Raw genomic sequence first — 12876 nt, 5'->3', positions numbered from 1 at the left:
ATCGAAGTGTAACGGTGAGTCGATGTTAGAATACTAACAGACTCGCAAGGTGAGAATTTTATACGGCGACGCCGTTGGAGAATGTTATGAGCGATTTAACTGCAAGCAGCCTGCGCGCACTGAAACTGATGGACCTGACCACCCTGAATGACGACGACACCAATGAAAAAGTGATCGCCCTGTGTCATCAGGCGAAAACTCCGGTTGGCAACACGGCAGCAGTCTGTATCTATCCGCGTTTTATCCCGATTGCGCGTAAAACGCTGAAAGAGCAGGGCACCCCGGATATCCGTATTGCGACGGTGACTAACTTCCCGCATGGCAACGACGATATTGAGATCGCGCTGGCGGAAACCCGCGCGGCGATTGCTTACGGGGCGGATGAAGTGGACGTGGTCTTCCCGTACCGTGCGCTGATGGCTGGTAACGAGCAGGTCGGCTTCGATCTGGTGAAAGCCTGTAAAGACGCGTGCGCGGCGGCAAACGTGCTGCTGAAAGTGATCATCGAAACCGGTGAGCTGAAAGAAGAGCAGCTTATTCGTAAGGCCTCTGAAATCTCTATCAAAGCAGGTGCGGATTTCATTAAAACCTCTACCGGTAAGGTACCCGTAAACGCCACGCCGGAAAGCGCTCGCATCATGATGGAAGTGATCCGCGATATGGGCGTATCCAAAACCGTGGGCTTCAAACCTGCGGGCGGCGTGCGCACCGCCGAAGATGCTCAGCAGTTCCTGGCTATCGCTGATGAACTGTTCGGCGCGGACTGGGCGGATTCTCGTCACTATCGCTTTGGGGCATCCAGCCTGCTGGCAAGCCTGCTGAAAGCGCTGGGTCACGGCGATGGTAAGAGCGCAAGCAGCTACTAAATTTGAATTGCCCATCGTAGGCCGGATAAGGCGTTAGCCGCTATCCGGCATCAATACGACTCGCCGGGGAGCACATGGCTTACCCGGCCCTAATCGGGAGGTTATCGTGTTTCTCGCACAAGAAATTATTCGTAAAAAACGTGATGGTCATGCGTTGAGCGATGAAGAAATTCGTTTCTTTATCAATGGTATTCGTGACAATACCATCTCAGAAGGGCAGATCGCCGCCCTGGCGATGACCATTTTCTTCCACGATATGACGATGCCAGAACGCGTTTCGCTGACCATGGCAATGCGGGATTCAGGAACCGTCCTGGACTGGAAGAGCCTGAATCTGAACGGCCCGATCGTGGATAAACACTCCACCGGCGGTGTGGGCGACGTGACGTCGCTGATGCTCGGCCCAATGGTCGCAGCCTGTGGCGGCTACATTCCGATGATTTCAGGTCGCGGACTGGGTCATACCGGCGGTACGCTCGATAAACTGGAAGCTATTCCGGGATTCGACATCTTCCCGGACGACAACCGTTTCCGCGAAATCATTAAGGACGTGGGTGTGGCGATCATCGGGCAAACCAGCTCGCTCGCACCGGCGGACAAACGTTTTTATGCCACCCGCGATATTACCGCAACGGTGGATTCCATTCCGCTTATCACCGGCTCCATTCTGGCGAAAAAACTGGCGGAAGGGCTGGATGCGCTGGTTATGGATGTGAAAGTCGGCAGCGGCGCGTTTATGCCGACCTATGAGCTCTCTGAAGCGCTGGCGGAAGCGATTGTGGGCGTGGCGAACGGTGCTGGCGTGCGCACCACCGCGCTGCTGACCGACATGAACCAGGTACTGGCGTCCAGCGCGGGTAACGCGGTGGAAGTACGCGAAGCGGTGCAGTTCCTGACCGGCGAATACCGCAACCCACGCCTGTTCGATGTGACGATGGCGCTGTGTGTTGAAATGCTGATCTCCGGCAATCTGGCGAAAGACGACGCTGACGCGCGGGCGAAATTGCAGGCGGTGCTGGATAACGGTAAAGCCGCTGAGATCTTTGGCCGGATGGTTGCCGCCCAGAAAGGCCCGACCGACTTCGTGGAGAACTACGCGAAATACCTGCCGACGGCAATGCTCAGTAAAGCGGTTTACGCTGATAGCGAAGGGTTCGTCAGCGCGATGGATACGCGTGCGCTGGGTATGGCGGTGGTGTCGATGGGCGGCGGTCGTCGCCAGGCGTCGGATACCATTGATTACAGCGTCGGCTTTACCGATATGGCGCGTCTTGGCGACAGCGTAGACGGGCAGCGTCCGCTGGCGGTGATCCACGCGAAAGATGAAGCCAGCTGGCAGGACGCGGCGAAAGCCGTCAAAGCGGCAATTATCCTTGACGATAAAGCGCCTGAAAGCACACCAACGGTCTATCGTCGTATCACCGAATAGCTATATACTGATCTGATCGCTTTTTTGCAGCGCAGATGAATGGAGAACAAGATGAAACGTGCATTTATTATGGTGCTGGACTCCTTTGGTATTGGTGCGACGGAAGACGCAGATCGCTTTGGCGACGTCGGTTCCGACACCATGGGGCATATCGCTGAAGCCTGTGCCAAAGGCGAGGCTGACAAAGGGCGTAAAGGCCCACTGAATCTGCCAAACCTGACCCGCCTGGGTCTGGTGAAAGCGCATGAAGGGTCTACCGGTAAAATCGCAGCCGGTATGGACGCTAACGCACAAGTGATTGGTGCATACGCCTGGGCGCATGAGCTCTCTTCCGGTAAAGATACGCCGTCTGGCCACTGGGAAATCGCCGGTGTGCCGGTTCTGTTTGACTGGGGTTATTTCAGCGACCACGAAAACAGCTTCCCGCAGGAACTGCTGGATAAACTGGTCAAACGTGCGAACCTGCCGGGCTATCTCGGTAACTGCCACTCTTCCGGTACGGTGATTCTGGACCAGTTGGGCGAAGAGCATATGAAAACCGGCAAACCGATTTTCTATACCTCCGCGGATTCCGTGTTCCAGATTGCCTGCCATGAAGAGACGTTTGGCCTGGATAAACTTTACGAGCTGTGCGAGATCGCCCGTGAAGAGCTGACCGAAGGCGGTTACAACATCGGTCGCGTCATCGCGCGTCCGTTCATTGGCGACAAAGCGGGTAACTTCCAGCGTACCGGCAACCGTCACGATCTGGCCGTTGAACCGCCAGCGCCGACCGTGTTGCAGAAACTGGTTGATGAGAAAGACGGCCACGTAGTTTCCGTCGGTAAAATCGCGGACATCTACGCCAACTGCGGCATCACTAAAAAAGTGAAAGCCACCGGCCTGGACGCGCTGTTTGACGCCACTATTAAAGAGATGAAAGAAGCGGGTGACAAGACGATTGTCTTCACTAACTTCGTTGACTTCGACTCCTCCTGGGGCCACCGCCGTGATATCGCCGGTTATGCGGCCGGTCTGGAATTGTTCGACCGCCGTCTGCCGGAGCTGATGGAGCTGGTGGGTGAAGATGACATTCTGATCCTGACCGCTGACCATGGCTGCGATCCGAGCTGGACCGGTACCGATCACACCCGTGAACACATTCCGGTGCTGGTGTACGGCCCGAAAGTAAAACCGGGCTCGTTAGGCCACCGCGAAACTTTTGCGGATATAGGTCAGACTCTCGCTTCGTACTTTGGCACGTCGCCAATGGAATACGGTAAAAACATGCTGTAATACCCGTTGTCTTTCGCGCTGTAGATGCGTTGACTTCATTCGCTCACCCCGGTCACATAGTTAATCTATGCTCCCGGGGATTCACGAATTCGTCGCCTTCCTACAACGCGAAATCCTTAGGGTATTTGAATACGTTTTGTAGGCCTGATAAGGCATAGCCGGCATCAGGCAAAAACAACAATACAAAAGGAACTGAAGATGGCAACTCCTCACATTAATGCAGAAATGGGTGATTTCGCTGACGTCGTTTTGATGCCGGGCGACCCGCTGCGCGCAAAACACATTGCGGAAACTTTCCTTGAAGATGTACGCGAAGTAAACAACGTTCGCGGCATGTTAGGTTTCACCGGGACTTACAAAGGCCGTAAGATCTCCGTCATGGGTCACGGTATGGGTATCCCGTCCTGCTCCATCTACACCAAAGAGCTGATCACCGATTTCGGCGTGAAGAAAATCATTCGCGTAGGGTCCTGTGGTGCTGTGCGTCCGGACGTAAAACTGCGTGACGTGGTAATTGGTATGGGTGCCTGCACCGATTCCAAAGTGAACCGCATTCGTTTCAAAGACCATGATTTTGCCGCGATTGCTGATTTCGGCATGGTACGTGACGCGGTTGACGCGGCAAAAGCACTGGGTGTGGACGCACGCGTTGGCAACCTGTTCTCTGCGGATCTGTTCTACTCTCCGGACGGCGAAATGTTCGACGTGATGGAAAAATACGGCATCCTGGGCGTGGAAATGGAAGCGGCGGGTATCTACGGCGTGGCGGCAGAATTTGGCGCGAAAGCACTGACTATCTGCACCGTGTCTGACCACATCCGTACGCACGAGCAGACGACGGCGGCTGAACGTCAAACCACGTTCAACGACATGATTAAAATCGCGCTGGAATCCGTTTTGCTGGGCGATAAAGCGTAAGACCTGGGTGCCGGGGGGAGGCTTCGCCTTACCCGGCCTACGGTTTTCCAGGCCCGCTGAGCAGTGCCAGCGGGCTTTTTATTAGCGCACCGCCTGTGCAATCCACGCCGACAATTCCTGCAACTCTTTTTCCTGCTCCGGAAAATCCCTCGTCAAAGATTCGCACTCCTGCTGTACGACACTGGCACGATACAGGCAGCCCTGAAGACGTGCGGCCAGCGCTTCTAGCGGTGCCGGATTGAGACTGTCCGTAAACACCTGCGCACGGGTGATATGCCCTTTCTCAACGTCAAAGTGCAGTTCGACGCCTCCCCAGGTAAAACGTTCATCCAGCAGATGCGAGAAGGCTGGTGCCTGCCCGAAGTTCCACTCCCAACTGCTCTGGCGGGCGAAGGTTTCGGCAAAGTTCGGCAGATCGGGCGTGTTGTCCGGGGAGATCACCTCCGCTTCAACGCGTTCGCCGTAGTGGGCAAAAAAGGCCTCGGTTACCGCCGCACACACCTGATCATGGGTGATGCCCGGCAACAGTTCGGTGAGATTCGCCACGCGCGAGCGTACAGAGGTAATGCCTTTGGCCGCCAGTTTCTTTTTGTCTGGATTCAGGTAGTTTGCCAGTCGGCTGAGATCGGCGTTCAACAATAGTGTGCCGTGATGAAAACCGCGATCTTTGGTTTCGCGGTAGGCTGAGCCAGAAACCTTACGGTCGCCATCCGCCGTTTTCACCACCAGATCGTTACGTCCTGAGGCTTCAGCCGTCACGCCCAGTGCGTTAAGCGCATTCAGGACAATTGACGTCGAGATGGTCTTATCGTATTCCGGCTTCCCGGCCATAAAGGTGAAACAGGTATTGCCGAGATCGTGGAATACCGCGCCACCGCCGCTGCTGCGGCGCGCCAGGCGCACGTTGTCCTCTTCCATCCGCCGCGTATTACACTCTTTCCACGGGTTTTGCGCACGCCCAATGACGACTGTATCGGCATTGCGCCACAAAAACAGCACGCGCTGAGTGGCAGGCATCTGACGGAAAATACACTCTTCGACCGCCAGGTTAAACCAGGGGTCATAAGAGTCAGAAATAAGCAGGCGAAGTGTCGACATGTCAGTTTTCCTTTCCTGTAACGAATTACTCTTTTTTCTCGCTCTCTTCCTCTTCCGGCACCGACTTGTTGGCGGTGAGCAGGAAGGGCGATTGCTGCCAGCGGGTTCGTTTACCCTGCAGCAGAGTGCGGGTCAGCACTACGCCGATGGCCAGTGAAAGCAGCAGCATCAGGCGTAAAATGTTGGTGGTATTATCCACCTGCCGGGCTTCAGTGGCTAAGGTATGCGTATCCAGCGTCAGGCGCAGATAGCCCAGTGGGCCATTTTTCCCCTGGATGGGTTCTACAATCTGCTGGTTGAAGTAGCCGCCGGCTTTTTTACCGTCCAGCGACAGACGGTCGCGCACATTTACGCTTTCGCCTGCGCGGGCAATCATATCGCCTTGTTCATCATAAACGCCGGCATCAAGTATGCGGCTTTCCTTCGTCAACTGCTGCAGAATGGTCTTGATGCGTTTTTCGTCAGGCGTTTCGGTACGCATCAGCGGCGCGATGTTCAGCGTGACCTGGTGCGCCAGCGTGCGCGCCAACTCTTCAAGCTGCGGATTACGCTGTCTCTGGTGATTTTGACTGAACCAGGAGGCGCCCTGCATGAGCGCAACAAGCAGTGCGAGACAGAACAATACAATCACTGCACGATGAAGTCGGAATTTCAGTTTTGCGCGAGCCATATTCCACCTGCTGAAAATTTGAGGCTTAATGTTGCCAGAAGCGATGGTTACAGGGTAGCCTCATGCGTTATTTTCCCCGTGAACCTTCCCGGCCCGAACGATTTTACAGGAGCTTTAATGCCTAACATTACCTGGTGCGATTTGCCTGAAGATGTCTCTTTATGGCCAGGTTTGCCCCTTTCTTTGAGTGGTGACGAGGTGATGCCACTGGATTACCACGCTGGACGTAGCGGCTGGCTGCTGTACGGACGCGGGCTGGATAAACAACGTCTCACTCAGTACCAGAGCAAACTGGGCGCGGCGATGGTGATTGTCGCGGCGTGGTGTGTCGAGGACTATCAGGTCATTCGCCTTGCCGGTTCGCTCACGCCTCGCGCGACGAAACTGGCGCATGATGCGCAATTAGACGTTGCGCCGCTGGGGAAAATCCCGCATTTGCGTACGCCTGGCCTGTTGGTGATGGACATGGACTCCACCGCGATTCAGATCGAGTGCATTGATGAGATCGCCAAACTGGCCGGTACCGGCGAAAGGGTCGCGGAAGTGACCGAACGGGCGATGCGCGGCGAACTCGACTTCACCGCCAGCCTGCGCAGTCGTGTGGCGACGCTGAAAGGCGCGGATGCCAATATTTTGCATCAGGTACGTGAAAGTCTGCCGCTGATGCCAGGCCTGACGCAACTGGTGCTGAAGCTGGAAACACTGGGCTGGAAGGTGGCAATCGCCTCCGGCGGCTTTACCTTCTTTGCCGAATATCTGCGTGAGAAACTGCGGCTAACGGCGGCAGTGGCGAATGAACTGGAGATCATGGACGGTAAATTTACCGGCAACGTGATTGGCGATATCGTCGATGCGCAGTATAAGGCCAAAACGCTGACCCGACTGGCGCAGGAATATGAAATCCCGATCGCGCAGACCGTGGCGATTGGCGATGGCGCCAACGATCTGCCGATGATCAAAACGGCGGGGCTGGGGATTGCGTACCATGCCAAGCCGAAAGTGAATGAAAAGACGGAGATTACTATCCGTCACGCTGACCTGATGGGGGTGTTCTGCATTCTCTCCGGCAGCATGAACCAGAAATAATTGAGATACCGGCTGGTATTAAGGTGTAGGCCGGGTAAGGCGCCGCCGCCATCCGGCACACAGGCGGTACAGAGATAACGAGGTAAACCGTGGCAAAAGCTCCAAAACGCGCCTTTGTATGTAATGAATGCGGGGCGGATTATCCGCGCTGGCAGGGGCAATGCAGCGCCTGTCATGCCTGGAACACCATCACCGAGGTGCGCCTGGCTGCATCGCCGACGGTGGCGCGTAATGAGCGACTGAGTGGTTATGCCGGGAGCGCTGGCGTTGCAAAGGTTCAGAAGCTTTCCGATATCAGCCTGGAAGAGCTGCCGCGTTTTTCCACCGGTTTTAAAGAGTTTGACCGCGTGCTGGGCGGCGGCGTCGTTCCCGGCAGTGCGATTCTGATTGGCGGTAACCCCGGCGCGGGTAAATCCACGCTGTTATTGCAGACGCTGTGCAAGCTCGCGGAGCAGATGAAAACCCTGTACGTCACCGGGGAAGAGTCCCTGCAGCAGGTGGCAATGCGCGCGCACCGCCTCGGTTTGCCGACCAACAATCTCAACATGCTTTCGGAAACCAGTATTGAGCAGATTTGCCTGATTGCAGAAGAAGAGCAGCCGAAGCTGATGGTGATCGACTCCATTCAGGTTATGCACATGGCGGATATCCAGTCATCACCCGGCAGCGTGGCGCAGGTGCGTGAGACGGCGGCCTACCTGACGCGCTTTGCCAAGACGCGCGGCGTGGCGATTGTGATGGTGGGCCACGTGACCAAAGACGGCTCGCTGGCCGGGCCAAAAGTGCTTGAGCACTGCATCGACTGCTCGGTATTGCTGGATGGCGATGCCGATTCCCGTTTTCGTACCCTGCGCAGCCACAAAAACCGTTTTGGCGCGGTGAATGAGTTAGGGGTCTTCGCGATGACCGAACAGGGACTACGCGAAGTGAGCAACCCTTCGGCGATCTTCCTGAGTCGTGGCGATGAAGTCACCTCCGGCAGTTCGGTGATGGTGGTCTGGGAAGGGACGCGACCGCTGCTGGTGGAGATCCAGGCGCTGGTCGATCACTCGATGATGGCCAACCCGCGTCGCGTCGCGGTGGGGCTGGAGCAGAACCGTCTGGCGATTCTGCTGGCGGTGCTGCACCGTCACGGCGGTCTGCAAATGGCCGATCAGGACGTGTTCGTTAACGTGGTGGGCGGCGTCAAAGTCACAGAGACCAGCGCGGATCTGGCGCTGCTGCTGGCGATGGTCTCCAGCCTGCGCGACAGGCCGCTGCCGCAGGACCTGGTAGTGTTTGGCGAAGTGGGGCTGGCAGGAGAGATTCGCCCGGTGCCCAGCGGTCAGGAGCGTATTTCCGAGGCCGCAAAACATGGTTTCCGTCGCGCGATTGTTCCGGCAGCTAACGTGCCGAAAAAACCGCCGGAAGGGATGCAGGTTTTTGGTGTCAAGAAGCTGGCGGATGCGTTAAACGTGTTTGACGACTTATAATGAGTGAAACGGAGGTTACCCATGTCGTCATTTGATTATCTGAAAACCGCGATCAAGCAAAAGGGCTGTACCCTGCAACAAGTGGCGGATGCCAGTGGAATGACCAAGGGCTATCTCAGTCAACTTCTCAATGCCAAGATCAAAAGCCCCAGCGCGCAAAAACTGGAGGCGTTGCACCGTTTTCTGGGGCTGGAGTTTCCCCGGCAGCAGAAAAATATCGGTGTGGTGTTCGGCAAATTTTATCCGCTGCACACCGGTCATATCTATCTGATTCAGCGCGCCTGTAGCCAGGTGGACGAGTTGCATATCATCATGGGCTATGACGATACGCGCGACCGCGCGCTGTTTGAAGACAGCGCCATGTCCCAGCAACCGACCGTGCCGGATCGTCTGCGCTGGCTGTTACAAACGTTCAAATATCAGAAAAATATCCGCATTCATGCCTTCAACGAAGAGGGGATGGAGCCGTATCCGCACGGCTGGGACGTCTGGAGTAAGGGCATCAAAGCGTTTATGGCGGAGAAGGGGATTGCGCCAAACTGGATCTATACCTCAGAGGAAGCCGATGCCCCGCAGTACCTGGAACATCTGGGTATCGAAACGGTGCTTATCGACCCGAAACGCACCTTTATGAGCATCAGCGGCGCGCAAATCCGTGAAAACCCCTTCCGCTACTGGGAATATATTCCGACTGAAGTGAAGCCGTTCTTCGTGCGTACCGTGGCGGTGCTGGGCGGAGAATCGAGTGGGAAATCGACGCTGGTCAATAAGCTGGCGAATATCTTCAATACCACCAGTGCGTGGGAGTATGGCCGGGATTATGTCTTCTCTCACCTCGGGGGGGATGAGATGGCGCTACAATATTCTGACTACGATAAAATCGCGCTGGGCCACGCGCAGTACATTGATTTTGCAGTGAAGTACGCCAATAAAGTGGCGTTTGTCGACACCGACTTCGTCACGACTCAGGCCTTCTGCAAAAAGTACGAAGGGCGAGAACATCCGTTTGTGCAGGCGTTGATCGATGAATACCGCTTTGACCTGGTGATCCTGCTGGAAAATAACACGCCGTGGGTGGCGGACGGTCTGCGCAGCCTCGGTAGTTCAGTGGATCGTAAAGAATTTCAGACGCTGCTGGTGGAGATGTTGCGCGAAAACAATATCGACTTCGTGCATGTCGAAGAGGCGGATTACGATGGCCGTTTCCTGCGTTGCGTCGAGCTGGTCAAAGAGATGATGGGTGAGCAGGGGTGATCCTCGCCAGGGGTGAACGCGATGTTTAAGCACTTGCAGGATATGGCGCTGTTTGCCCTGGTCGCCGAACACGGCAGCTTTACCGTCGCCGCGCAAAAGGCGGGGCTGCCGAAGTCGAGCGTCAGTCAGCGTATCAGCCAGCTTGAGCAGCACGTTGGCATTCGCCTGATCAACCGTACCACCCGCAAACTGAACCTGACCTACGCCGGTGAACACTATCTGGTGCACTGCCGGGAAATACTCGCTGCCAGCGAACGCGCCGATTATGCGGTTCAGCGCCTGCGCGACAACCCCAGCGGACGATTGCGCATCACGTCGCCGGCAGGCATTGGCGCGACACTGCTCGCGCGCCTGAACACGCAGTTCCAGCAACGCTACCCCGATGTTTATCTTGAGGTCAGTATCTCCGATGAACTGCTGGATTTGGTGGACAGCGGTTTTGACGTCGCGTTGCGCACTGGTAAGCCGCAGGATTCCTCGCTGATCGGACGTATGATTGGCCATTGCCCGCGCTATTTGCTGGCCTCGCCCGATTATCTGTCACGTTATGCGCCGTTGAACCATCCCCGTCAACTGGTCGAACACCATTGCATCGCGCACAAAGCCTGGGCTGAGTGGTTATTTCATCGCGGTGATGAAGACTATCAGTACATGCCTGAGCGGGTGCATCTGACGGATAATCTGGTCTATGCCCGCGAAAGCGCCATCGCAGGGGCGGGGATCACACTGCTGCCGGCGTTTATGCTGGAAGATAAAATCGAAAAGGGCGCTCTGATACCGGTACTGGCGCCATGGACAGTGGCGGGAAACGATCTCTGGCTGGTGTATCCCAGCCGTAAGCTGAACTCTCCCGCGCTGATGAGCTACATCGAATTTGCCATGCAGTTCGATGAGCTCAGACACTTCTACACCGCGGAATGAGACCGGCTCAGTCCTGACGCAGTACCTTGTGACCGTAGGCCAGCAGCGCGTCGGTGACGTTGCGCATCATGCGGCTTTCAGGCGCAAACCGATGCCAGTAGAGCATCCGGCGCTGAAACAGGCCTGGCGTGAGATCGATCAGTTCACCGCTTTGCAGCTCTTTTTCAATCTGCAGGTGCGGGATCATACAGCAGGTGGTGCCCTGACGCGCCAGTTGCACAAAGGCTTCCGAAGAGTTGACGATGTGGCACGGAACGCTGCCCGGCGGCAGATCAAAGTTCTGTTGCAGGAAGGCCTGGTGCATATCGTCCAGATGGTCAAACGCCACCGCAGGCGCTTTCAGCAGCGCGGAGCGGGTGACACCGTTCGGGAAGTAGCGTTCGGCAAACGCTTTGGAACCCACAAACAGATAGTCGAGCGCGCCGAGTTTATCCACCAGACAACTGGGCAGCGCCTGATGCTGAATACTCACCGCGCCTACCACTTCGCCGCGACGCAGACGTTCCTGGGTGCGGGTTTCATCTTCCACCTGCAGGTTAAGACGAATAGGGGAGTCAGCCAGTACCGGCGCCAGGGCCGGTAACAGCCAGGTCGCCAGACTGTCGGCGTTAACCGCCAGCGACAGCAGCAACGGCGTGGAACCGGTCTGCTCATCGCCCAGCCATTCCTCTTCCAGCAGTTCGACCTGACGAAGCAGCGCCAACAGTTTTTGCCCCTGCTCGGTCGGACGCGGCGGAACGGTGCGGACCAGCAGCGGTTGTCCGAACATATTCTCAAGCTGCTTGATGCGTTGCGAAACGGCAGATTGGGTGATGCACAGCTTTTGCGCCGCGCGCTCAAACCCGCGTTCACGTATAACGGCATCCAGTGCTTGTAGTGTTCTGTAGTCCGGACGTTTCATTGATCTGACACACTCCTGAAATTTTTGCTTATTCTGCACTATGACATAAATTTGCATTGGGTAAAGACGAAATCCGCAGCCTGCGAGCGGGTCGGGAAGATTTTTCCGCGCAATGGTCTATAATGCGCGTGAATTTTTCTCCACAAAAGCGAGACAATCATGACGCAGGATGAACTGAAAAAAGCAGTAGGATGGGCGGCACTTCAGTATGTACAGCCCGGCACCATTGTAGGGGTAGGTACCGGTTCAACAGCCGCGCACTTTATTGACGCGCTGGGCACCATGAAAGGTCAGATTGAAGGCGCGGTTTCCAGCTCGGATGCCTCAACCGAAAAACTCAAAAGCCTCGGCATCCCTGTGTTTGATCTCAACGAAGTGGACAGCCTTGGCGTTTATGTCGATGGCGCGGACGAAATTAACGGCCACATGCAGATGATTAAAGGCGGCGGCGCTGCGCTGACCCGTGAAAAAATCATTGCCTCCGTGGCGAAGAAATTTATCTGTATCGCCGACGCGTCCAAGGAAGTGGATATTCTGGGTAACTTCCCGCTGCCGGTTGAGGTTATCCCAATGGCGCGCAGCGCAGTGGCCCGCCAGTTAGTCAAACTGGGCGGTCGTCCGGAATACCGTCAGGGTGTGGTGACTGACAACGGTAACGTGATCCTTGATGTGCACGGCATGGAGATCCTCGATCCGGTGGCGATGGAAAATGCCATTAACGCTATTCCCGGCGTGGTGACTGTCGGCCTGTTTGCTAACCGTGGCGCGGATGTGGCGTTAATCGGGACCGCTGACGGCGTCAAAACCATCGTGAAATGATCTGACCAGGGGAGCGCTTCCCCGGTTAAAATTTTTTTGCAGGGCAAATTTGGTGACATGTATCACGTTTTGAATCTTGCCCTGCTGATTTCTCCAAAGAAAAACTTATCCCCAGCATTTTCCTCTGGCATTTGCCACTGAATGAACGTTCCTCAACAGAGCGACGC

General features: G+C 55.9%; 12 protein-coding genes. 9 read left to right on the top strand and 3 right to left on the bottom strand.

Features of this window, described 5'->3' with window-relative positions:
* Positions 1-86 precede the first annotated feature (86 nt).
* The 4 genes from deoC to deoD all read left to right on the top strand — a co-directional run bounded on the left by deoC (position 87) and on the right by deoD (position 4488).
* Positions 87-866 (top strand): deoxyribose-phosphate aldolase, encoded by a 780-nt coding sequence (gene deoC / locus AOY24_RS13095; RefSeq protein WP_044253966.1) that lies wholly within the window; start codon positions 87-89, stop codon positions 864-866.
* Positions 867-972: 106 nt separating this feature from the next.
* The gene (gene deoA, locus AOY24_RS13090; protein ID WP_042999341.1) at positions 973-2295 is read left to right on the top strand and encodes a thymidine phosphorylase; all 1323 of its coding nucleotides are present in this window, start codon (positions 973-975) and stop codon (positions 2293-2295) included.
* 51 nt (positions 2296-2346) lie between these two features.
* Entirely contained in the window at positions 2347-3570 is a 1224-nt protein-coding gene (gene deoB, locus AOY24_RS13085; RefSeq protein ID WP_042999342.1) for a phosphopentomutase, read from the top strand.
* A 198-nt stretch (positions 3571-3768) separates the two neighbouring features.
* Positions 3769-4488: a purine-nucleoside phosphorylase gene (deoD, locus tag AOY24_RS13080; RefSeq protein ID WP_042999343.1), complete on the top strand. Its 720-nt coding sequence runs from the start codon at positions 3769-3771 to the stop codon at positions 4486-4488.
* Positions 4489-4569: 81 nt separating this feature from the next.
* On the opposite strand, the gene lplA is transcribed toward deoD, so the two are convergent.
* Positions 4570-5586 (bottom strand): lipoate--protein ligase LplA, encoded by a 1017-nt coding sequence (gene lplA, locus AOY24_RS13075; protein ID WP_054176770.1) that lies wholly within the window; start codon positions 5584-5586, stop codon positions 4570-4572.
* A 25-nt stretch (positions 5587-5611) separates the two neighbouring features.
* Positions 5612-6256, bottom strand: coding sequence for a YtjB family periplasmic protein (locus AOY24_RS13070; RefSeq protein ID WP_054176769.1), 645 nt, complete (start codon positions 6254-6256; stop codon positions 5612-5614).
* Between the two features lie 117 nt (positions 6257-6373).
* Here AOY24_RS13070 and serB point away from each other — a divergent pair, with 117 nt between their 5' ends.
* The 4 genes from serB (at position 6374) to AOY24_RS13050 (ending at position 10989) form a co-directional block, all read left to right on the top strand.
* Positions 6374-7342, top strand: a complete 969-nt coding sequence (gene serB / locus AOY24_RS13065) for a phosphoserine phosphatase (protein ID WP_042999345.1) — start codon at positions 6374-6376, stop codon at positions 7340-7342.
* Between the two features lie 89 nt (positions 7343-7431).
* The gene (gene radA, locus AOY24_RS13060) at positions 7432-8814 is read left to right on the top strand and encodes a DNA repair protein RadA (protein WP_044253979.1); all 1383 of its coding nucleotides are present in this window, start codon (positions 7432-7434) and stop codon (positions 8812-8814) included.
* A 21-nt stretch (positions 8815-8835) separates the two neighbouring features.
* A complete protein-coding gene (gene nadR, locus AOY24_RS13055) occupies positions 8836-10068 on the top strand; it encodes a multifunctional transcriptional regulator/nicotinamide-nucleotide adenylyltransferase/ribosylnicotinamide kinase NadR (RefSeq protein ID WP_042999347.1) in 1233 nt (410 codons plus the stop codon).
* Between the two features lie 21 nt (positions 10069-10089).
* On the top strand, positions 10090-10989 hold the full coding sequence (locus AOY24_RS13050) for a LysR family transcriptional regulator (protein ID WP_042999348.1): 900 nt from the start codon (positions 10090-10092) through the stop codon (positions 10987-10989).
* A gap of 7 nt (positions 10990-10996) precedes the next feature.
* Here the strand turns inward: AOY24_RS13050 and argP are convergent, their stop codons facing one another.
* Positions 10997-11890, bottom strand: coding sequence for a DNA-binding transcriptional regulator ArgP (gene argP / locus AOY24_RS13045; RefSeq protein WP_042322080.1), 894 nt, complete (start codon positions 11888-11890; stop codon positions 10997-10999).
* A 159-nt stretch (positions 11891-12049) separates the two neighbouring features.
* Between argP and rpiA the strand changes: the two genes are divergently transcribed.
* Positions 12050-12709, top strand: a complete 660-nt coding sequence (gene rpiA / locus AOY24_RS13040; RefSeq protein WP_042322083.1) for a ribose-5-phosphate isomerase RpiA — start codon at positions 12050-12052, stop codon at positions 12707-12709.
* The last annotated feature ends 167 nt before the right edge of the window (positions 12710-12876 follow it).

The organism is Citrobacter sp. CtB7.12 (assembly GCF_001297795.1).
Lineage (GTDB): Bacteria > Pseudomonadota > Gammaproteobacteria > Enterobacterales > Enterobacteriaceae > Citrobacter_A > Citrobacter_A amalonaticus.
This window is presented reverse-complemented; position numbering and strand designations above follow the sequence as displayed.

Excerpts from the sequence above, each read along its gene's own strand:
- deoC (WP_044253966.1), top strand. The coding sequence starts at position 87 with ATGAGCGATTTAACTGCAAGCAGCCTGCGCGCACTGAAACTGATGGAC.
- deoB (WP_042999342.1), top strand. The coding sequence starts at position 2,347 with ATGAAACGTGCATTTATTATGGTGCTGGACTCCTTTGGTATTGGTGCG.
- deoD (WP_042999343.1), top strand. The coding sequence starts at position 3,769 with ATGGCAACTCCTCACATTAATGCAGAAATGGGTGATTTCGCTGACGTC.
- lplA (WP_054176770.1), bottom strand. The coding sequence starts at position 5,586 with ATGTCGACACTTCGCCTGCTTATTTCTGACTCTTATGACCCCTGGTTT.
- AOY24_RS13070 (WP_054176769.1), bottom strand. The coding sequence starts at position 6,256 with ATGGCTCGCGCAAAACTGAAATTCCGACTTCATCGTGCAGTGATTGTA.
- serB (WP_042999345.1), top strand. The coding sequence starts at position 6,374 with ATGCCTAACATTACCTGGTGCGATTTGCCTGAAGATGTCTCTTTATGG.
- nadR (WP_042999347.1), top strand. The coding sequence starts at position 8,836 with ATGTCGTCATTTGATTATCTGAAAACCGCGATCAAGCAAAAGGGCTGT.
- AOY24_RS13050 (WP_042999348.1), top strand. The coding sequence starts at position 10,090 with ATGTTTAAGCACTTGCAGGATATGGCGCTGTTTGCCCTGGTCGCCGAA.
- argP (WP_042322080.1), bottom strand. The coding sequence starts at position 11,890 with ATGAAACGTCCGGACTACAGAACACTACAAGCACTGGATGCCGTTATA.
- rpiA (WP_042322083.1), top strand. The coding sequence starts at position 12,050 with ATGACGCAGGATGAACTGAAAAAAGCAGTAGGATGGGCGGCACTTCAG.